13 protein-coding genes and 2 pseudogenes are annotated in these 21379 nt (G+C 63.1%); 8 read left to right on the top strand and 7 right to left on the bottom strand.

What is annotated here, in order from left to right:
- Positions 1-2 precede the first annotated feature (2 nt).
- A pseudogene (locus tag CGK93_RS03115) lies at positions 3-1096 on the top strand (LacI family DNA-binding transcriptional regulator).
- A 13-nt stretch (positions 1097-1109) separates the two neighbouring features.
- On the opposite strand, the gene CGK93_RS03110 reads toward CGK93_RS03115, so the two are convergent.
- The gene (locus CGK93_RS03110) at positions 1110-2438 is read right to left on the bottom strand and encodes an aspartate aminotransferase family protein (protein WP_089593560.1); all 1329 of its coding nucleotides are present in this window, start codon (positions 2436-2438) and stop codon (positions 1110-1112) included.
- Between the two features lie 128 nt (positions 2439-2566).
- Here CGK93_RS03110 and CGK93_RS03105 point away from each other — a divergent pair, with 128 nt between their 5' ends.
- Positions 2567-4096: a PucR family transcriptional regulator gene (locus CGK93_RS03105; RefSeq protein WP_089593559.1), complete on the top strand. Its 1530-nt coding sequence runs from the start codon at positions 2567-2569 to the stop codon at positions 4094-4096.
- Positions 4097-4186: 90 nt separating this feature from the next.
- Here the strand turns inward: CGK93_RS03105 and CGK93_RS03100 are convergent, their stop codons facing one another.
- A complete protein-coding gene (locus tag CGK93_RS03100) occupies positions 4187-5692 on the bottom strand; it encodes a CoA-acylating methylmalonate-semialdehyde dehydrogenase (RefSeq protein WP_089597146.1) in 1506 nt (501 codons plus the stop codon).
- Between the two features lie 320 nt (positions 5693-6012).
- Between CGK93_RS03100 and CGK93_RS03095 the strand changes: the two genes are divergently transcribed.
- Positions 6013-7053, top strand: a complete 1041-nt coding sequence (locus CGK93_RS03095; RefSeq protein ID WP_089593558.1) for a metallophosphoesterase family protein — start codon at positions 6013-6015, stop codon at positions 7051-7053.
- A 102-nt stretch (positions 7054-7155) separates the two neighbouring features.
- Positions 7156-8877, top strand: a complete 1722-nt coding sequence (locus tag CGK93_RS03090; RefSeq protein ID WP_089593557.1) for a PHP domain-containing protein — start codon at positions 7156-7158, stop codon at positions 8875-8877.
- 3 nt (positions 8878-8880) lie between these two features.
- Here CGK93_RS03090 and CGK93_RS03085 read toward each other — a convergent pair.
- The 3 genes and pseudogenes from CGK93_RS03085 to CGK93_RS03075 form a co-directional block, all read right to left on the bottom strand.
- Positions 8881-10021: pseudogene (locus CGK93_RS03085) on the bottom strand (App1 family protein).
- 37 nt (positions 10022-10058) lie between these two features.
- A complete protein-coding gene (locus CGK93_RS03080; protein ID WP_089593556.1) occupies positions 10059-11360 on the bottom strand; it encodes a cation:proton antiporter in 1302 nt (433 codons plus the stop codon).
- A 106-nt stretch (positions 11361-11466) separates the two neighbouring features.
- A complete protein-coding gene (locus tag CGK93_RS03075) occupies positions 11467-12039 on the bottom strand; it encodes a TetR/AcrR family transcriptional regulator (protein ID WP_089593555.1) in 573 nt (190 codons plus the stop codon).
- Between the two features lie 96 nt (positions 12040-12135).
- On the opposite strand from CGK93_RS03075, the gene CGK93_RS03070 reads away from it, so the two are divergent.
- The 3 genes from CGK93_RS03070 (at position 12136) to CGK93_RS03060 (ending at position 15736) form a co-directional block, all read left to right on the top strand.
- A complete protein-coding gene (locus CGK93_RS03070; protein WP_089593554.1) occupies positions 12136-12969 on the top strand; it encodes an alpha/beta fold hydrolase in 834 nt (277 codons plus the stop codon).
- A gap of 241 nt (positions 12970-13210) precedes the next feature.
- Positions 13211-14578 (top strand): MFS transporter, encoded by a 1368-nt coding sequence (locus tag CGK93_RS03065; RefSeq protein ID WP_089593553.1) that lies wholly within the window; start codon positions 13211-13213, stop codon positions 14576-14578.
- Positions 14579-14749: 171 nt separating this feature from the next.
- A complete protein-coding gene (locus tag CGK93_RS03060; protein ID WP_089593552.1) occupies positions 14750-15736 on the top strand; it encodes a malate dehydrogenase in 987 nt (328 codons plus the stop codon).
- Between the two features lie 6 nt (positions 15737-15742).
- Here CGK93_RS03060 and CGK93_RS03055 read toward each other — a convergent pair whose 3' ends face one another.
- Positions 15743-16684: a LysR family transcriptional regulator gene (locus CGK93_RS03055; protein ID WP_089593551.1), complete on the bottom strand. Its 942-nt coding sequence runs from the start codon at positions 16682-16684 to the stop codon at positions 15743-15745.
- A gap of 71 nt (positions 16685-16755) precedes the next feature.
- On the opposite strand from CGK93_RS03055, the gene CGK93_RS03050 reads away from it, so the two are divergent.
- Positions 16756-18504 (top strand): L-aspartate oxidase, encoded by a 1749-nt coding sequence (locus tag CGK93_RS03050; protein WP_089593550.1) that lies wholly within the window; start codon positions 16756-16758, stop codon positions 18502-18504.
- 38 nt (positions 18505-18542) lie between these two features.
- Here the strand turns inward: CGK93_RS03050 and CGK93_RS03045 are convergent, their stop codons facing one another.
- Positions 18543-21368 (bottom strand): FAD-binding and (Fe-S)-binding domain-containing protein, encoded by a 2826-nt coding sequence (locus tag CGK93_RS03045; protein ID WP_089593549.1) that lies wholly within the window; start codon positions 21366-21368, stop codon positions 18543-18545.
- Positions 21369-21379 lie beyond the last annotated feature (11 nt).

Genomic DNA, 21379 nt, shown 5'->3' with positions numbered 1-21379 from the left:
ACATGAGCAGTGACGGATCCCGACGGCGGGACGTAACGGTTGCCGACGTCGCCAAAGCAGCGAAAGTGTCCAAGGCGCAGGCAGCCCGCGCGCTGGGCAATTACGGTGCAGTCAGCGACGACGTCCGCGAGCGCGTCCTGGCCGCGGCCGAGGAGCTTGGGTACCGGCCCAACGAGCTTGCCCGCAGCATGAACACCGGCAAATCCAACACTATTGGCGTGGTGGTGGGCGACATTGAAAACCCCCACTTCGGACTCGCCATGAGGGGCATCACGGACACCGCCAAGAAGAGCGGCTACAACGTCATCCTCATCAACACGGACGAGGAACGGGCCGCCGAAGTGGATGCCGTCCGGGTGCTGTTGGACAAGCGCGTGGACGGGCTCATCGTGGCTCCTGCCTCGTCCGTGGAGACCACGCATTTGCGCCAGGTCCGTGAGTCCGGGCGGCCTCTGGTACTGCTGGACCGAGCCGCCGCAGGGTTGGACGTTGAGACCTTCGCCGTGGACATGGGCGGCATCTCCTACGAGTCAACCAAGTACTTGATCAAGGCCGGACATCGCCGAATCGCCTTCGTCTCGACCTTGAAATCAGATTCTCCCTACCAGGAAGGGATGGTGTTGGACTCCTCGCAAATCTCGGACCGTCTGGACGGCATCCGTCGCGCGTTCGAGGAAGAGGGACTCACCCACCCTGCGGATCTGGTACGGCTCAACGCCGGCGATGCGGAATCGGTCAAACGGATCACCAACGAACTGTTGATGGAGCCTGCCGCGGCCACCGCCATCATCGCCTCCGATGGCCTGATCGCCCTGGGAGTGGTGGAAGCCATCCAGGAAGCAGGACTCTCCATCCCCGGCGACGTCTCGTTCCTCATGTACGACGACTTCGCCTGGACACGCCTCACCACTCCCCCTTGACCGTCATCGCGCAGCCCGTCTACGACATGGGCATTGCAGCGGCTTCAGCACTGATCCGGCAGATTGAGGGCAGGAAGTCCACTGCGTCCGGCCCGGAGTTGGTGGCCAGACTGATCCAGCGGGGATCCGTGGGGGCACCACGGGAGGCGGACGTCCTCAGCCAGGCGGGCAACTGACCTCAAGGGCGCATCAGCTGACGGCGGTCAGGGCGTCGTCGTATATCGCCAACGCCTGGCGTACTTCCTCGGGCGTCACGACGGCGGGCGGCACCACGTGCACGCGATTGTCGGCGATGAAGGGCAACAGTCCGCGGTGGAGCAGTTCCGCTTTGAGCTTGCCCATGAACGCTGCACTGACCGGCGTCCGGGTCTGGCGGTCCTCCACGAGCTCGAGTGCCCAGAACACGCCCCGTCCACGGACTTCACCGATGACGTCGTGCCGATCAGCCAAAGATGCCAGGCCGGGCTCGAGGTGGTCGCAGCCAATCCGGGCGGCGTTCCCTACGATGTCCTCTTCTTCAAAGGCCTCGATCGAAGCAACAATCGAGGCAGCAGCCAGAGGATGCCCGGAGTAGGTGAGGCCGCCGGGGAAGACACGGTCATCGAACGTGGCTGAGATTTCTTCGGAGATGATGACGCCGCCTACCGGGACGTAGCCCGAGTTGACGCCCTTGGCAAAGGTGATGAGATCGGGCCTGACATTGAAGGCGTCCAGGGCGAACCAGTCGCCGGTGCGTCCGAAGCCGGCCATGACCTCGTCCAGGATCAGGACGATTCCATGCTGATCGCAGAGTGCACGGACGCCCTCGAGGTAGCCGGGCGGCGGGAGCAGGATGCCGGCCGTCCCGGGAACGGTCTCGAGGAGCACTGCGGCAACGGACTGCGGCCCTTCCAGTTCGATGGTGCGGCGCAGGTGCTGCAGGGCGCGCTGCGCTTCCTGTTCCGGGGTCTCGGCCCAGAACTCGGAGCGGTAAAGGTACGGCCCAAAGACGTGGACGTGTCCGCGGGAGTATTCGTTGGGGATGCGGCGCCAGTCTCCGGTGGCCACGATGGCGGCGCCGGTGTTGCCGTGGTACGAGCGGTAACGGGAGATGACCTTATCCCGCCCGGTGTGCAGGCGGGCCATGCGGATGGCATTCTCGTTGGCGTCCGCGCCGCCGTTGGTGAAGAACACTTTGTCCATCGTCGACGGCGCGTGGGACAGGATCTTCCGGGCCGCCACGGCGCGGGTGTGGTTGGCATGCGCGGGAGCAACCGTGGTGAGCGTGTCCAGTTGCTGCTTGATGGCTTCGATGAGGCGCGGATGCTGGTGGCCAATGTTGGTGTTGACAAGCTGGCTGGAGAAATCCAGGTACGTCCTGCCCTCGTGGTCCCAAACAGTGCTGCCGGAACCACCGGCTATGGCCATTGGCTTCAGCGTTTTCTGGGCTGACCAGGAGTGGAAGACATTCGCGGTGTCCAACGCGGCGACCTCTGCGTTGGTGGTGGGAACAGCCAGGGCAGTCCGGGTGGGAGACATTGGAGGGTCCTCTCGAAAGGGCGGGTTGGGCTTCCCCTTCATCTTGGGCTTTTGAACAGAGCAACGCCTCAGGACATTTGTATAGTTGGCAGGGTGTGGAACTACTTTTTTCCAAGGAGCGCCTGAGTATGCCGCCAACCATCAACACCATCCTTCGCAACAGCGCGCTGAACCTGAGACTGGTGACACCGGAGGCAGGTGATCCTGCGGTGGAAGCATCCGTGTCCTGGGTCCATAGTTCCGACCTTGACGATCCCACGCCGTTCCTCGATCCGGGGCAGCTGCTGCTGACGGATGGTACCCAGTTCCCGGTGGGCGATGGTCCCGCGGCGCTCTACAACGACTACGTGGCACGGTTGGTCAAGCATGGGATCAGCGGCCTCGGTTTCGCCACCCAAGTGATTCACGGCGTGCTGCCATCAGGCCTGGTAGAGGCGTGCCGGACCCATGCGTTGCCGTTGCTGGAGGTCCCCGACAGGACGCCGTTCATCGCTGTCATACGATTCGTTGCAGATTTGCTGGCGAGGGAACAGAACGCCAGGTCCGAATGGTCGCTCCAAGCACAACGGGCCATCGCGCGGGCTGCCCTGCGTCCCGACGGACTGCGCTCCATCCTGGCCGAGCTCGAACGCCAACTGCATGGCTGGGTAGCGATGTTCGACGCCGCGGGAAACCACATCCTGATGCCCAACAACCGTCCCGTGCCGTCGTCGTTGATGCCCGGCGTGATGGATGCCGTACGGAAATCCTTGGACCAAGGCTCGCGATCGGTCTCGCAATTGACGGTCGACGGCGAGCAGATCACCTTGCAGACGCTGGGCCGCCGGCATCATTTGCGCGGAGTGCTGGTCCTGGGGGCCATCGAGCCGTTGGATCCGGCCCGCACCGACATCATCAACAGTGTGATCGCGCTGGCGAGCCTCGCCTTGGAGCAAACACGCACCCTCGATACCGCACGCCGCCACCTGCGTGCAGGCGTTTTCGAGCAATTGCTGGCAGGAAGCACGGACGTTGCCGAACGCACGGCCCGCCAGGTCTGGGGCAGGCTGCCCGCAGATCCCGTTGTGGTGACCATGGCCCAGCCTCCGGGGCAAGGACAGAACCTCCTGGAGGCGCTGGAACTGCTGTCGGACGACCACCGCGGCGCCGTCTTTTACGCCCAACGGAATGAAAACGTTGTGGTGCTGGCTGGACCAGCACTCCAGCAAAAGGTCACGGTTCTCCTGGAACGGTACGGCGCGACGGCGGGCACGTCGGCAGAGACGGACTTCGCCCAGCTCGCCAGGGCCTTGAAGGAGGCAGAGCGATCATTGCAAAGGGCTCTGGAACTCGCCCGCCCCCTGGTGGCCTTCGAGGAAATCTCCCGGGGCGGGATGCTGGGCCTGCTGCACAGCGACGAAGCTGGCTCCGTTGCCCGGCGACTCATTGAGCCTTTGGCCAAGCACGACGAAACCGAACAGACCCAGCTGCTGCCAACAGTTTCAGCGTGGTTGGCGAACAACTGCGTCTGGGATCGGACGGCACGGCAGTTGGGGATCCACCGGCACACCCTCAGGAACCGGATCGATGCTGCGGGCACCGTTCTGGGGCTCAACCTGGACAGCCTGCGCGACAGGCTGGAACTGTTCGCCGCCGTCGAGTTTCTGGAAGAGCGTTAGCCCGAAAACCAGCGGGATATGAGAGAGCGTGTCACCTCAGACGCTCTATCACCTCCCGGCCCCAAATCACCGACGCTCTATCACATCCCTCTAGTTCTGGGGGAAGCCGAGGTTGATGCCGCCGTGGCTGGGGTCGAGCCAGCGTGAGGTGATGGCCTTTTCGCGGGTGAAGAACTGGAAACCCTGCAAGCCGTAAGCCTTGGAGCTGCCAAAGATGGAGTCCTTGAAACCGCCGAAGGAGTAGTAGGCCACCGGAACGGGAATCGGCACGTTGATCCCCACCATGCCGACTTCAACCTCGGTCTGGAAGCGGCGGGCCGCTCCGCCGTCGTTCGTGAAAATCGCAGTGCCGTTGCCGAAGGCGCCGGAGTTGATCAAGTGCAGACCCTCTTCGTAGCTGTTGACGCGGACCACGGCCAGGACGGGGCCGAAAATCTCCTCGGTGTACACACGGGAGGTGACGGGGACGTCGTCGATCAGCGTCGGGCCGAGCCAGAAGCCGTTCTGGTCGCCGTCTACCTCGATGCCGCGGCCGTCCACCACAACCTTGGCGCCGTCTTCGAGGGCAACATCGATGTAGGCGGCCACTTTGTCGCGGTGCTGGCGGGTAACCAACGGGCCCATGTCGCAGTTGCGCCGGCCGTCACCGATCTTCAGGGTGGACATTCGAGCGGTGATTTTCCCGATCAACGCGTCGGCAACGGGCTCGACCGCCACCACCACGCTGATGGCCATGCACCGCTCCCCCGCGGAACCGAAGCCGGCGTTGATGGCAGCGTCGGCAGTCAGCTCGAGGTCGGCGTCGGGCAGGACCAGCATGTGGTTCTTGGCACCGCCGAGAGCCTGGACGCGCTTGCCGTTGCGGGCCGCGGTCTCGTAGATGTACTGCGCGATCGGGGTGGATCCAACGAACGAAATCGCCTTCACATCCGGGTGCTCCAGCAGTCCATCGACGGCTTCCTTGTCTCCATGCAGGACGTTGAAGACCCCATCCGGAAGTCCCGCCTCGGTGAAGAGTGCAGCGAGCCAGTTAGCCGCCGTCGGGTCCTTTTCGCTCGGCTTCAGCACCACGGTGTTGCCGGCCGCGATGGCGATCGGCAGGAACCACAGCGGCACCATGGCGGGGAAGTTGAAGGGGCTGATGATGCCCACCACGCCCAGCGGCGACTTGGTGGAGTAAACATCGACGCCGGTGGAGACATTCTCTGAATGCTCGCCCTTGATGAGGTGCGGGAAGCCGGTGGCCAGTTCCACGACTTCCTGGCCGCGGGTGATTTCCCCGAGGGCATCGGAGATCACTTTGCCGTGCTCGGAGGTGATGATCTCCGCGAGTTCGCCCTTGCGTTCATTCAGCAGTTCCCGGAAGCGGAAGATGATCTGCTGGCGCTTGGTGATCGACATGTCGCGCCAAGCCGGGAAAGCCTTGTTCGCCGAGGCGATGGCCGACTCGATGTCCTCGGCATTGCCAAGGTTGACCAGCTTGGTTTCCCGGCCAAGGGCGGGATCGAAGACGGGGGCCGTGCGGTCTCCGGCCGACGGCGCCTCAGCGCCCCCGATCCAGTGCGGGACCACCTGGAGTTCGTTGATTTCAGACACTGCGTACTCTTCTCTGCCGACGGGATCGATGTGAAGCATCTGGTTCAACCGTAGGGAAGGGTCCGGCAGTAAGGGGCACGACATTGAGCGAAGAATCGTCCACGCGGTCGACATATGTACAGGGAAGCACGAGGTGTTCAGACCCTTGGCTATACAACTTGGAGCCGCGCTTGCCGCCGGAGATCGGCTCACCCTCCGTTAAAGGTCACCAAACGGCCAACCTGTCATGACAAGTTGGCCATGGTTACTTTGCCCGCAATTCACCGGACGAATCTACCTTCTGAGGGTCAACGCATCCCGTATGAATGAAAGGTTCCATCATGATTTCCCCCAGCCGCCGCTCTGCCATCGCAGCATCAATCGCAGGGTTGGCCACCATCGGGGCCACGGCCGCCGTCGCATCTCCCGCGCAAGCCTCTGAGAATGGACACGGCAGCAACCGCCCCTCCGGCAAGGCCACAATCTTCACGGTCATCAGCGATATCCAGGGCGATCTGGCCGATTTTGACCTCGCGCTCAAGGACATCGAAAGTACCAATCCGAGCAAGCGAAGCGCAGGCCTGGTGGTCAACGGAGACATCACGCCGCGGGGCTACGACTTTGAGTACGATGCCGTGCGGAAAGTGCTGGATGCCAACACCCACGCTTCCAACGTCCACTGGGCCATCGGCAACCATGAGTTCTACGTCCCGAAGTACTCCAATCCCACCACGCTCGCCCAGGCCACGTGGCCCAACGGAACTACTGAAGCTTCGCTCTTCGAAAGCTTCTTCACCTTCACCGGCCGGGACAATGTCTACGCCGAAATTGACCTTGGAGGCGTGCCGGGACTGATCCTGGGTACCGAGAAGTACATGCATTACCACGATGCGAAGCTGTGGGACGAGGTCTGGCTCAGCGAGGAGCAGATCACCTGGCTCGAGCAGCGTCTGGCTTATTGGGCCCGCAAGGGAAAACCTGTCATGGTTTTCACCCACCACCCGTTCCCGGACACGGTCTCTGGGACCCGCAACAACCTGTACAAGAACGACTACCTTCAGGCGGATCGGCTACTGGGCATCCTGGGCAAATACAAGAACGTCTTCGTCTTCACGGCCCACACCCATTGGGCGCTTCAGTTGGCTGACTGGGAAGTTCGCCGCACGGTTCCAGGCACGGGCAACCTGCAGGGATTCCAAGTCATCAACACCGGCGCAGTCCAGACGCTCTGGGAGGACAATGGCGCGGGCGGTGAACGCGCCTTGGATGGCCGGGAAGCCAGTGGGTTGCAAGTTGAGGTCTACAACGACTGCGTAGTAGTCAGGGCCCGCGACTACCGCCGGGGCGAATGGATCAAGGAAGTTCAGATTCCGCTGTTTTAGCCGGACCGCCTCCCCCAATCGTTCCCGCCCGGTTAACCTTCGTGCCATCCAGGTTCCCTACTGTGATCCCGCTGGGGGATCGGAATCGACAGAGGGAATGCAATGTGCACCGCAGATGACCAGACCACCCACAGCCGGAGTATGGAGCTCGCCGACGCTGAGCTGAAGACCATGGGATTGAGCCGCCGGCGCATCCTGCAGTCGGCCGGCATCATAGCCGCAGGCACCGCTGCCACGGCTGCCATGGCCCGGCCGGCGATGGCGAACCCGGGCGGGAACGATCCCCAACTGAAGTGGCTCGTGGGCGACCACCACGTCCACACGCAGTACAGTCACGACGCCAAGTACATGGTCAAGCAGCAACTCGATACCGCCCAGTCCTATGGCGTGGACTGGGTGGCATTGACGGAACACAGCAACTTTGGCCATGCCAACAACGGCGGCGCGGTGAACACCAACAAGGAAATCCAGGCGCAGCGTGCTGCCCGCCCCGAGCTGCTGATTTTCCAAGGGCTTGAGTGGTACATCCCGGGTGCGGAGCACGCTTCGGTGCTGGTGGCCCCCGGACCCAACGAGGTGAACCTCCTGCGCACCTTCGAGTTGGTGTGGGACGGAAAACTGAACCAGTGGGAGAAGCCAATTCCCGGCACTGCCCAAGTGGAAACCTTCGAGCGGAAGGCTGTTGAAGCCATCGCGTGGCTGGCCAGCCAGAAGCGTTCCGGCTACATCGAGGACGTGGTGGCTTTGGCCAACCACCCCATGCGCCTGGGCATCGATTCCCCGCATGAGCTCCGTGCCTGGCGCGACGCCGCCCGCGACGTCATGATCGGCATGGAAGGTGCACCCGGGGCCCAAGGCTCGGGAGTCAGCCAGTTCTCCAGGGCCGGAGACCAGCGCGGCGAGTACACCAACAACCCCACCCAGTTCAGCTTCCCCGGCTACCCGGCGGACGCCTTCCGTCCCTACGGCGGCTTCGACTGGGCCACGGCAACCGTGGGCGGCGTGTGGGATTCCATGCTCGCCGAGGGCCTGCCGTTCTGGATCACGTCCAATTCAGACAATCACCTCACCGTGAAGGACACGTGGAAGACCGGCCCCTACCCGGCAGAGGAGCCCTATCTCAGCCTGCCCAACGAGTTCGACCGGTGGTCCGTCACCGGCAAACGGCCGGACCCCTTCGACTCAGGCGAAAAGCAGGGCGGAAGCGACTACTGGCCCGGACAGTTCAGCCGCCTGCACACGGGTGTCACCGAGCGCTCCTACACCGGCGTTTTGGACGCCATGCGCAGGGGCCGGATGTGGGTGGACCACGGACACCTGCTGCAAGGACTGGACGTCCGCGTCCGCGAAGTCCGGGGCAACAGCGCAGGTAACAGCAACGGACGCAACGGTGTCACCCTCGGTTCCCGGCTGCAGGTACGGCGAGGCGCCGACGTCGAAATCTCCATCACCATTACGACGACGGACTACCGCAACTTTGCGGGGATTCTTCCGAAACTCGCCCATGTGGATGTGATCGGCGGCGCTGTGACCGGTGCTGCGGCGGATCGCGACACGTTGAAGGCGCCGGGAACCACTGTGTGGAAGCAGCTGGACGTTTCAGGCCGCACCGGCACGTTCACCATCAAGCACGTCATCAAGGACGTCCAGAAGTCCTGCTACTTCCGTCTTCGCGGCAGTGATGGAAACCGGCACGGCGCTGGATACTACGGCGCATCCGTAGACCCCGCCGGCCCCATCCGGCACGGTGACAACCTCGGGGATGCTGATCCATGGACGGATACCTGGTTCTACGCGAACCCGGTATTCATCGACGTCGCGTAGTCATCACTCCGATGTCGTGCTCACTTCGCCTTCCTCCGGGTCATCTGCGGAACGGACCTCACTCCGGATAACGCCCAACTCCTCAAGCTGGGCCGACATGCCTGCACCATCCGGAGCATAAATCCACGGCACGCCGGGTGTCGGCTGGCCGCCGGACTTTGAACGACCACCCGCGAGCACCGCTTCACCGGCAGAGAGTTGTCGGATGGCGATGGCCTTGACGTTCTCAGGATGCCGCTGGGCAAACTCCGAGTAGATGGCTTCGTCATGTTGTCCGTCGTCGCCCACCAGCAACCATTTGATGTGGGGAACTCTTCCGCGAGTCGCTCAAGGGAGTTCCTCTTGTGCTCCTGGCCGCTGCGGAACCAGCGGTCAGGAGTAGGGCCCCAGTCAGTCAGCAGCTTGGGACCGGCCGGGTACAAGTTGCGGGACAGGAACCTGGACAGCGTGGGGGCTACATTCCACGCACCGGTGGACAGGTATAGAACAGGTGCCGAAGGGGCAGTCCGGGCGATGCGCTCATACAGCACAGCCATGCCCGGGTGGGCGTCCTCGCGTGCTCGTTGAGGACAAAGGTGTTCCAGGCCGCCAAGAACGGCCGGGGCAACGCCGTCACCATCACGGTGTCGTCGATGTCGGACACCACGCCGAAGCCGGCGTCGTCCGCAACGATCTCAACGGGAGCCTCCACCTCCCTGGACTCGCCGGACTGCAGGGTGATGGTGTGCCAGCCGGCGTCCAGGGCAACAGGGATACGGGAGTCCACCACGCCGCCGCGATCGGCACGCACGTCGAACACAGTGCCCCCGATGGTCACCTTAACGGCAGCATTTGCTACAGGAGCGCTGGTGAAGTTACGCCAGCCTCGCATGCTTTCCTGCAACGGCTTGGCGTGGCCGGCGGCATCCCGTGGGTCACTGCGAACAACGCGCGCCAGTACCCTGACCCAGGATGTACTGCCGTAGCCGGTGTAGGGAATGACCGTTTCCACCCTGCCACGCCGGATGGCCAGACGCGTCTGAAAACCAAGCCACGCGTCGTCGAGCCTTAGCGCGAGATGGCGGCGGACGTTGCCATGCTGTTGGGGGCCGCCGTTTTCGACGGCGTCGGGCTGGGGGCGCGGTTTCATGGGACGGGGAGACATACGTCCAGTCTTCCACGGCTGCCGACGAGTTTCATGGCTAGACAGCAGTGGTTGGTGCGCGGCCTTCGTCGCCATGTTGTTTTCGCGCTTCGGCAACGCGCAAACGGTCCAGTCGATTCATCAAGGGCGCAGTGGTGGCGCCATGCACCACGATCGACAAAGCCACTACCAAACCGACCATCGCCCACAATTCGCGGGCCTCGGCCCCGAAGTTTCCATGGCTCAGCGCGAAGGCAACGTAGAACAGGGACCCGATCCCGCGAATTCCGAAGTAGGAAATAGCCAGGCGTTCGCGGGGACCGGTCTTTCCGCGCATGAGCCCGAGCCATCCGGCCACGGGGCGGACAACCAAAAGGAACGCCAGTGCGACCAAAAGCTCCGTCCAGCCGATCCCCTCCAATAAGCCGCGGGCTATGGCGCCCCCAAGGAGGACCAGGATGACTACTGTCATGAGGCGTTCCAGCTGCTCAACATAGCTGTGCAGCACTTGGTGGTACGCGTGGTTGCGTTCGGCGGATCGAATGGTCAGGGCGCAAATGAAAACTGCGACGAACCCGTAACCCGACACCATCTCCGTTGCACCGTATGCCAGGAAGGTCGCGGCCAGGGCAACAAAACCTTCGGAATGCTCGGACAGGCGAAAACTCTTGCGTTTGGCAGCGAAAAAGACCAAGCTCAGCAACTTGCCCGTACCGTACCCAATCAGCACGCCGGCAACAGTTCGCCACAGAACGTCCACAGCAACCCACTCCCCCAGCCAACCGGCCGGGGAGGCCCCCACCAGGCTGATGAGGATGGCGAGGTAAACGAAGGGGAAGGCGAGCCCGTCATTCAAACCCGCCTCGGATGTCAGTGCGAAACGAACCTCGTCTTCGTCCGGGTCCTCTTCGCTGTCCGCGGGCCTCCCTACCTGCACTTCCGAAGCCAGCACAGGGTCCGTGGGCGCGATCGCGGCCGCCACCAGGATGGCTGCGGCGAGCCCCAAACCCAGCACCCACAGCCCCAGGAGCGTCATCACAAGGATGCACAAGGGCATGACAATACCGAGCAAGCGCCACGTGGTGGACCATCCACGCCAACGGAACGGACGGTCCAACGCCAAACCGGCACCCATAAGGGAGATGATGACGCAGATCTCGGTCAGGTGGGTGGTGAACTCGCCATACTGAACAGGGTCAGGGTCCGGCAGCTCGGGAAGCAAGGTGAACGCGAGGATCCCGCTGCCCAGAAAGACCATGGGCATGGACAGCGGCGTACGTCGCAACAACTTCGGCAAGACAGCAGCGGCCAACACCGCAACGCCTGCCGAGAGGAACAGGATGCTGGGGACTTCAAACACGAATGGTCTTCTTCCTGACGCGCCGTTCGGCGCATCCCAGAAGCCTAGTCCCGGCAGCGCCGTTCTGCTATCCCGCCAATACGGCCGGGCAAGATCCAGCCAGCCCTCATCCAGCCCAGGCAACGCCCAAGGCCGCGTCGATGAGGACCTCGGCCGCCTGACGCGCTTGCCCGGCGGCGTCGGACGTTCCGGCGATGGCCGCCGTCGTCTGCGCGCCCTCCGCGAGGATGGCCAATTGCGGCGCCAAGTAAGCCGGGGCACCGGCCTCTACCGCCAGGCGAGCGACGTATTCTTGGAACGACTCCTTGTGCTTCCGCGCATACTCGGCAACCTCGGGGCTCACGGCACCCAGTTCGGCGAAGCTGTTGATGAACCCGCACCCGCGGAATGAGTCCTGGCAGAACCAGCCGGCAAGGTAGTCGAAGATGGCAAGGAGGCGCTCCCGCGGCGTCCCGGCTCGTTGGACTGTAGCGTCCAGCCCTTCGGTCCAGGACTGATGCCGGTGCTCCAGCACGGCCATGACAATGCTGCTCTTTGACGGGAATTCCCCGTAGAGCTTCTTCAGCGAAACCCCGGCAGCGGAACGCAACTCGTCCATCCCAACGGCCTGGATTCCCTTGGCGTTGTAGAGCTCGTCAGCAGTGGCGACGATGCGTTCGCGGACCTCGGAAATATTCATGTACCCATTCTACTTGCAAAGAGAACGAACGTTCTCTACGATGGAGAACACAGGAAGAGAACGATCGTTCTCAACTAACGGAAAAGGGACAACATCATGGGTTTCATCACGGTCGGCACCGAAAACACCACGGACATTGAGCTCTACTACGAAGACCACGGAACAGGTCAGCCCGTAGTCCTGATCCACGGCTACCCGCTGGACGGCGGCTCCTGGGAGAAGCAAACCGCAGCCCTCCTCAACGCCGGCTACCGCGTCATCACCTACGACCGCCGCGGATTCGGCAAGTCGAGCAAGCCCACCACCGGTTATGACTACGACACTTTTGCCGCAGACCTGAACACCGTGCTGGAAACGCTGGACCTGCAGGACGTCGTCCTGGTCGGCTTCTCGATGGGCACCGGCGAAGTAGGACGCTACCTCGGCACCTACGGCGAAGGCCGCGTTGCCAAAGCCGCCTTCCTGGCATCCCTCGAGCCCTTCCTTCTCCAGACGGACGACAACCCCACAGGCGTCCCGTCTACGGTGTTCGACGGCATCCGCAACGCCGCCATCGAGGACCGCTACGCCTGGTTCACCAACTTCTACAACGACTTCTTCAACACCGACAACTTCCTGGGCAACCGCCTCAGCGAGGAAGCCCTGCGGAACTCATGGAATGTCGCCGCAGGCTCGTCCTGGTACGCTTCCTTCGCCGTTGTGGATTCATGGCTCACGGACTTCCGCTCCGACATCGAGAAGGTTACGGTCCCGTCCTTGATCGTCCACGGCACCGACGATCGCATCCTGCCGATCGATGCCACCGGACGCGAATTCACCAAGCGGCTGCCCTCCGCCGAATACGTCGAAATCGAGGATGCCCCGCACGGCATGCTCTGGACGCACGGCGGCGAAATCAACGAGATCCTGCTGCGGTTCCTGGCGAAGTAGCCACGCCCCAGGCCTCACCGCGCACAACTTAAAAACAGTCACGACGGCGGCAGGTCGCCTTGGTTCCACTGGAACCAAAGGTGGCCTGCCGTCGTCGTGCGTTGACGTAGCGCACGTCACGTCCTATGATTTATGAATCGATTCAAGATGTAACCTTCCTCACGCTGAATAACCACTTTGTTCAGTCCTGGATGGGAAGAGTTCTTGTTCCTTGCCAACGACGCCAGAGGAGTACAGCGACGTGACAGTCACGCACCGGAGGGATCCCGTCCCCTTCCCCGAGCACACCGCCGGCCCCGAACCAACCACCGCCCAAAAGGATCCGAAGAAAGCCGCGATGAGCGGTTGGATCGGAAGCGCGCTGGAGTATTACGACTTCGCCCTGTATTCACTGGCGGCCACACTGCTGTTTCCCACCATCTTCTTCCCCACCGAAAATCCCACTGTCGGCATCATCGCCTCGTTGGCCACCTACGCGGTGGGATACGTTTCCCGCCCCCTCGGTGCCGTGATCCTGGGAGCCTACGGTGACCGGCACGGACGCAAGAAGGTGCTCGTTTTCGCGATGCTGCTCATGGGCTTCGCTACTTTTGCCGTCGGGCTGCTGCCGACGTACGGACAAGTTGGCCTCCTGGCGCCAGTCCTGCTGGTGATCCTCCGCCTGATTCAGGGATTCGCCGTTGCAGGTGAACTCGGCGGCGCCAGCGCGATGATCGTGGAGCACTCTCCTGATGCGAAGCGTGGCTTCTTCGCGAGCTTCAGCCTGCAGGGCACGCAGGTGGGTTCAATCCTTGCTACCGCGGTACTGATTCCGCTTGCCGCCTTCCTCCCCGACGAGCAGTTCCACTCCTGGGGCTGGCGCCTGCCGTTCCTGCTCAGCGCCGTGGTGATCGTGGCCGGGTACGTCATCCGGCGCCGCGTGGAAGAGCCTCCCGCCTATCTGGCCCAGTCCGAAGACGCCGGCGCCAAGCGCCGCTTCCCGCTGGTGGACCTCCTGCGCACCCACCCCTGGGTTCTGGTCCGATGCATCATCATGACCTTCACCAACGTGATCGGCATGGCAACCCTCATCTTCGGTGTCTCCTTCGCTACCCAAAAGGGTTACGGCATCGGCTTCTCCAGCAGCGAGTTCCTCTGGGTAACCCTGGCAGCCAACGTTGCCGCAGTCCTGACCATCCCTCTGTTCGGCGCCCTGTCCGACAAGATCGGCCGGCGGACACTGATGGTGGCGGGCGGCATTGCCGGTGGATTGCTGACCGTGGGTTACCTGTGGGCCATCGAACAGCGCAGCCTGCCCCTGGTGTTCCTCTGCGTGGTGATCGTGCAGGGCATCCTCTTCCAGATGTGGAATGCCACGTTCGCCACGTTCTTCCAGGAGCAGTTCCCCATGCGGATGCGGGTCACCGGCTTCGCGGTCTCCCAGAACATCGGGCTCATGATCGCGTCCTTCTTCCCCAGCCTGTTCACGGCGATCGCTCCCCCGGGATCGGCGAACATCCCCCTGGTCATCGGCTTGACCACCCTCGGGATCTGCTTCGTCTCAGCCGTAGCCACCCTCATGTCCTCTGACACGAAGGGCAAGTCGCTGGAGGACCTCGAAACCCGCTGACAGTCGCCGTCGAGACCGCCGTCCGTGCACCGAGATCGCCGGAAAGGCTCCAGTTCGCTGGACCGTTCCGGCGATTTCGCATTTCTCCGGCGATTTCGCAGTCAGTCGTTGACCAGCTCTGTGGCAGCATGACATACAGCTTGCAAAGCCCACCAGCAAGGAGAACGTGACATGAGCATGCCCATTAAGATCGCTGTGACTGGCGCGGCCGGCCAGATCGGCTACAGCCTCCTCTTCCGGATAGCCAGCGGTGCCCTCTTCGGTGCTGATACGCCAGTGCAACTCCGGCTCCTGGAGATCACGCCGGCGTTGAAGGCACTGGAGGGTGTGGTGATGGAGCTCGATGACTGCGCGTTTCCCGCACTCGACTCGGTCGAAATCGGCGACGACGCCGACCACATTTTCGACGGCGTCAACCTTGCCTTGCTTGTTGGCGCCCGTCCACGGACCAAGGGCATGGAACGCGGCGACCTGCTCAGTGCCAACGGCGCTATTTTCACAGCGCAAGGCAAGGCCCTTAACCGGGTCGCGGCCGACGATGTCCGCATCGGTGTGACAGGCAACCCGGCCAACACCAACGCCTTGATTGCGATGAGCAACGCCCCGGACATCCCCGCCGGGCGGTTCAGCGCCCTGACCCGCCTTGATCACAACCGCGCCCTTGGACAGCTAGCGAAAAAGACCCAAGCCAAGGTCGGGGATATCCGCAAAATGACCGTCTGGGGCAATCATTCCGCCACGCAGTATCCGGACATCTTTCATGCAGAAGTCGCCGGCCGGAACGCGGCTGAGGTGGTGAATGATCGGGACTGGATCGAGAACGAATTCATCCCCACGGTTGCCAGGCGGGGTGCAGCGATCATCGATGCCCGGGGTGCGTCCTCCGCGGCATCGGCAGCGTCGGCGACCGTCGACGCAGCCCGCGACTGGCTGCTCGGCACCCCCGAGGGCGATTGGGTTTCGATGGCCGTTGCCTCCGACGGGTCATACGGGGTGCCCGAAGGTCTCATCTATTCGTACCCGGTGACTACCTCAGGCGGGAACTGGGAAATTGTTGAAGGGCTGGAAGTGAACGATTTCAGCCGCAGGAAGATGGATGCGACAGCCGCCGAGCTTTCCGAGGAGCGGGCTGCCGTGGCTGAACTGGGATTGATCTGATCTCCATCAGCGACGTTCCGTTGGCGTGACCAGCCGTGCAAGGTCGGTGCCGGGTGCCGCCAGCCGGTCAACTGTGCTGAAGATGAACTCCTGCATAGCTGCTGCGGCTGCCGAAGGACCAATGTCGTCGCGTCGGGCCAGATTGACGGTTCTTGTCAGTGAGGGATTGACCAGACGGGCACTGTGCAGTCCGGGCCGGCCGATGACCACCATTGCCGGCACCACTGCAACACCCAGTCCCCGTTCCACGAACCGCAGCACGGCGTCCATCTCGGCGCCTTCTACGGCAATCACCGGTTCCAAGCCGCTGGCGGAGAACGCAGCCTCGGTGGCCACCCGCAGATCATAGCTGCGGTTAAAGGCCACCTGGGGAATGCGCGCCAACTCTTCCAGGGTGAGTTCTTCGTGCGCCGCCGATCCCGCGGCGGAGACAACCACCAGCTCCTCAGTCAGCAACGGAATCAGCTCAGTTCCCTTCACGGTGGGGTCCACGCCCCGGGTGACCACCAAAGCCAGATCCAGCGCGCTTTCGTTCAGGGCATCAACAAGGAATCGCGAACCGCCTTCAGTGATGTGCAATTCAATTCCGGGATGCGCCTTTCGGAAAGAGGCCAGCACATCGGCCACCAGTGAGACACACAGCGTAGGCGGAGCGCCCAGGCGAATGCGGCCCCGGCGCAACCCTGCGAGCTCGTTCATTTGCTCCCGCGCGGTCTGCGCGTCACCGAGCATGCGCCGGGCGATGGGCAGGAGGAGCTCCCCCGCATTCGTCAGGGTCGCCCCGGACGGTCCGCGGTGGAAGAGAGTCATTCCAAGATCGGCCTCGAGTGCGGCGATCTGCCTGCTGAGGGAAGGTTGCGCGAGATAAAGTTGCTCGGCCGCGCGTGTGAAATGGCCCACTCGGGCGATCGCTTCGAAGGTGCGTAACTGCTCCAGCTTCATGGTCATAGCCTAAACGCATCAGCACCACTCAAATAATTCATTGGAGACATGAAGCCACTCCTCCTAGCGTTGACATCATGAACCTCAACACCAATCCAGAACGACTCCTGTCCACTTCGGTGCTGGTGATCGGCACCGGCGGCGCCGGCTTGCGCGCCTCGATTGAGCTCGCCCAGCGGGGCGTGCAGGTGCTTGCGGTGGGAAAGCGTCGCAAGCACGACGCCCACACGAGCCTTGCCGCCGGTGGCATCAACGCTGCTTTGGGCACGATGGACCCGCAGGACAGCTGGCAGCAGCACGCCGCCGACACCTTGCGGGAGTCCTACTTCCTGGCCGACCCGTCCATCGTCGAGACCGTGGCCCGCAACGCTGCCCGCGGCATCGAGGACCTTGAACAGTGGGGTATGCCCTTTGCCCGCGAGGAAGATGGACGAATCTCCCAGCGCTTCTTCGGCGCGCACAAGTATCGCCGCACGGCCTACGCCGGGGACTACACCGGGTTGGAGATCCAGCGCACGCTGATGCGCCGGGCGGCAGAGTTGAACGTGCCCATCATCGACACCGTCTACATCACCCGGTTGCTCGTCGCCGACGGCACCGTCTTTGGAGCCTATGGATTCGACGTTGTGGACGGCACCCCCGTGCAGATCCACGCCGATGCCGTCATCCTTGCCGCAGGCGGACATACCCGCATCTGGCGGCATACCTCTTCCCGTCGCGATGAAAACACCGGGGACTCCTTCCGGCTGGCCGCCCTGGCCGGAGCCCGGATCCGCGACGCCGAGCTGGTTCAGTTCCACCCGTCAGGGCTGTTGGAGCCCGACGACGCCGCCGGCACCTTGGTCTCGGAGGCAGCGCGAGGCGAAGGAGGCATTCTCACCAACGCCCTCGGTGAGCGCTTCATGGAACGCTACGACCCTGAGCGCATGGAACTTTCCACCCGGGACCGGGTTGCGCTGGCCGCCTTCACCGAAGTCGCCGAAGGTCGCGGTACCCAGAAGGGCGGCGTCTACCTGGACGTGTCCCACCTGCCACGGGAAACCATCATGGAAAAGCTGCCTCGGGTCTACCGCACCCTGATCGACCTGCAGATGCTGGACATCACCACCACCAAAATCGAGATTGCGCCCACCGCCCACTACTCGATGGGTGGGGTCTGGGTTGCGCCCGAGGACCACGGAACGGGAGTCAACGGCCTCTACGCAATCGGCGAGGCATCGTCCGGGCTGCACGGCGCCAACCGTCTCGGCGGCAATTCACTGATTGAGCTGCTCGTTTACGGACGTATAACCGGCGAGCATGTGGCCGACTACGTCCATTCGCGTACCCATCTGGTCCGGGATCCCGCCGCTGTAGGAATAGCCCGCGGGGAAATGCAGTCACTGCTCAGTGAACGCGGAACAGAATCCGCACGGCGGCTGCAGCGTGAACTACGCAACCTCATGACCGAACACGCCGGGGTGGTCCGCACTGAACAGGGACTGGAACAAGGACTCGAGAAGCTGACGGCCTTGGAGGAGCGCGCCCAGCTGGTCACCGCCCACCCGGACATCGCCGGGTTCGATGATCTGGCCCACGCCTACGACCTTCTCGGCTCCCTGCTGGCAGCACGGGCCACCCTCGAGTGCGCCCTTGAACGCCGCGAAACCCGCGGCGCCCACAACCGTGCTGACTTCCCAATGGCAGATCCCTCACTCCAGGGGAACTTTGTCTGGTCAACAGATGAGGGCGTCAGATTCGAAAGTCTGCCTCCGGCTCCGGAGTCCTTCCGAGCCCTTGCCGAGGCCACCGCGGACGATTCCGTCGCCGGGAAGCTCGTCGAGTAAAGCACCGGCCAGCTGACCGCGACCCTGGTACAGGACGTTTACCGGGTGACCTCTTCCAGTAACTCCAGTACATGCCGGTACTGGGATCCCGTGGCCCGTGTCATGCCGAGTTCACAGGTTCTGTTGCAGGAGGCGTGGGCAACAGCGTCCAGGTCCGCTACGTCCGCGGCCTGACGCGCTGTTGCCGACGCCGTCAGTTCCGGATGCAACATGCCCCTGTCACCGGCAAACGCACAACAACCCCAGTTCTCGGGAATGTCCACGCGTTCCGCCACTGCACCGGCAACCACGCCCAGCGCATCGTTGAGTCCCATCCGCGTTGACGAGCAGGTGGGATGCAGCACCAATGTTTGAAGTTTCCCGTGCTCGGGCAGCAGGGGCAGTATCCGTTCGGCGGCGAAGTCCACGGCGTCCACGATGCGCAGGGGAAGCTGACCTTCCGCTGGAATATCCGATTCCACCGCATGGCGCAGGCCCTCGGTGCAGGACGACGCGTCGCAGACGATGGGCAGCTCGCCGTTATGGGTTGCCGTCCGGAGTGCCGCCAGGGTTTTCGCTTTCATGGTTTCCTGGCCTTTAGCCATTCCTTTGGAGGACCATGGCGTCCCGCAGCACAGGCCGTCAATACCTTGTGGAACCAGGAGCTTTAGCCCTGCCCGGGCAGAGAGTTGTTCAAAGCTGTACTGCACGCCGCGTCCGCCGGCTTCAGGTAATGCCCCTGCCGGACCGAACATGGTGTTGACGCAGGAAGGGAAATAGACGGCATCAACATGCCCCGAAGGAGCAGGGCGTTTCCGCGGTGAACCTCCGCCTGGAAGCTCCGTGGAGTAGAGGGGTACAGCATCTGCCCCCAGGACAGCCCGCGCCGCTTTATTGGGCGGCTTGATGACGGCCGCTGGAAGCTTGTCCACCACCGTGAGCGCAAGAGCCGCTCCGCGGGTGACACCTTCCCAGTGCTTGGCTGCGGCGTTCCACGCACCGTTGGCGAGTTTGCCGGCGTCGTTCTTCCTCAGGCGCTTCACCAGCGATCCTGTGTTGATGTCCACCGGGCAGGCGGTTTGGCACATGCCGTCCACGGCGCAGGTGTCCACCGACTCGTACTCGTAGTCTCGCTCCAGCTCCTTCACCAACGCCAAGTCTCCGGCCATTCGCGCAGATTCAATGGCACGCAGCGTGACGATTCTCTGGCGCGGCGTGAGGGTGATGTCCTTACTGGGACACACCGGTTCGCAATATCCGCAGGAAACGCAGCGGTCCACTTCCTCCGCTACTGGCGGCGCCGTCTTGATATGCCGGAGGTGGGCCACGGGGTCCTCATCCATCACCACACCCGGGTTCAGCATGCCTGCGGGGTCGAAGAGTCGTTTGATGGTGCGCATGACGTCGTAGAGCTCGTCGCCGTATTGACGGCGGACGAACGGGGCCATGACACGCCCCGTGCCGTGTTCGGCTTTCAACGACCCTCCTTCGGCAAGGACAAGGTCCACCATGTCCTCGGTGAAGGCGCTGTATCGGTCCAGTTCGGACGTCGAGGCAAAGCCGTCGGTCAGCATGAAGTGGACGTTGCCGTCCTTGGCATGGCCGAAGATCACGCTGTTGCTGTACCCGTACTTTTCAAACAGCCCGATCAAGCCCCGGCAAGTGCGACCCAGCACGGGCACCGGCACCACAATGTCTTCCAACAGAGCCGTGGTGCCTTGGGGGCGCGCGCCGGCCACGGAAGCATAAAGTCCCTTTCGCAACTGCCACAACTGACCGCGTTCCGTGGCATCGGGGGTGAAGTGCGCAGGAGCTGACAAACCAAGGCGCTGCAGGATTGCCGATCCGCCCACCTGAAGCTCCTCCAGTTGGCCGGCACTACCTGCGGAATACTCCACCAGAAGGGCGGCATGGTCACGGACCGCAATGTCATGCACGACGGCGGGAGTCCCCTTGAGCGTTTGGCCCACCTTGAGTGAAAGCGCATCCATCAGTTCGATGGTGGCCGCCCCGGTGTCAACGAGTGCGGGCAGCGCAGCATTGGCGGCCTCGAGATCGGGAAAAACCAGAAGGCCCGCCGCAGCGTGCTGGAGCCGCGGAATGGTCCGGAACACCGCCTCGGCCACGAACCCCAGGGTGCCTTCGCTGCCGATGATCAGGTGCGCCATGATGTCCACCGGGTTCCGGAAGTCCAGCAGGGAGTTCAGGCCGTAGCCCATGGTGTTCTTCATGGAAAACTGCTGGCGGATCCTCTGCACTGAGTCCTTGTTGCTCCGGACCCGTTCAGCCAACCGCGCCAAGCCCTTATAAAGCTCCGGTTCCAGGGCGCGGAGCTTTTGATCGGCATCGGGCGCCCCGGTGTCCATGACCGTCCCGGAGGGCAGCACCAGGGTCAGCGATTCAAGTGTGCGGTACGTGTTGTCCACGGTGCCGCAGTTCATGCCGGAGGAGTTGTTGGCCACCACACCGCCAATGGTGCACGCCGCTTCGCTGGCCGGATCGGGCCCGAACTTCCGGCCGTAGCGTGCCAGCCGCGCGTTAAGTGCCCGAACGGTGACGCCAGGCTGGACGCGAACCCGGGCGCCGTCGTCGAGCACTTCAATGTCCCTGAAGTTCCGGCGCACATCCACCAGCACGCCGTCCGTGACGGCCTGCCCGCTCAAGCTGGTACCGCCGGAACGGAACGTCAGCGGCACGCCCTGGGCGGCGCTGGCGCGCAACAAACCTCCGACGTCGGCAGCACTTTCCGCTGTCACCACAGCCTGCGGAATCAAGAGGAAATGCGAGGCGTCATGAGCGTTCGCATGAAGATCAATCGCCCGGGTGCTCACCGCTCCTGGGTCTTGCACCGCCGATCGGAAGCCGGAAACGTCAAGAGAAGGCACGAAGGAACCAT

Origin of the sequence: Arthrobacter sp. YN (assembly GCF_002224285.1) — a bacterium.
Taxonomy (GTDB): domain Bacteria; phylum Actinomycetota; class Actinomycetes; order Actinomycetales; family Micrococcaceae; genus Arthrobacter.
Note: the sequence above shows the minus strand (reverse complement) of the source record. Positions and strands in the feature narration are given on the sequence as shown.

Coding starts and splice junctions, on each gene's coding strand:
- CGK93_RS03110 (WP_089593560.1), bottom strand. CDS start 2,438: ATGTCTCCCACCCGGACTGCCCTGGCTGTTCCCACCACCAACGCAGAG.
- CGK93_RS03105 (WP_089593559.1), top strand. CDS start 2,567: ATGCCGCCAACCATCAACACCATCCTTCGCAACAGCGCGCTGAACCTG.
- CGK93_RS03095 (WP_089593558.1), top strand. CDS start 6,013: ATGATTTCCCCCAGCCGCCGCTCTGCCATCGCAGCATCAATCGCAGGG.
- CGK93_RS03090 (WP_089593557.1), top strand. CDS start 7,156: ATGTGCACCGCAGATGACCAGACCACCCACAGCCGGAGTATGGAGCTC.
- CGK93_RS03075 (WP_089593555.1), bottom strand. CDS start 12,039: ATGAATATTTCCGAGGTCCGCGAACGCATCGTCGCCACTGCTGACGAG.
- CGK93_RS03070 (WP_089593554.1), top strand. CDS start 12,136: ATGGGTTTCATCACGGTCGGCACCGAAAACACCACGGACATTGAGCTC.
- CGK93_RS03060 (WP_089593552.1), top strand. CDS start 14,750: ATGAGCATGCCCATTAAGATCGCTGTGACTGGCGCGGCCGGCCAGATC.
- CGK93_RS03055 (WP_089593551.1), bottom strand. CDS start 16,684: ATGACCATGAAGCTGGAGCAGTTACGCACCTTCGAAGCGATCGCCCGA.
- CGK93_RS03050 (WP_089593550.1), top strand. CDS start 16,756: ATGAACCTCAACACCAATCCAGAACGACTCCTGTCCACTTCGGTGCTG.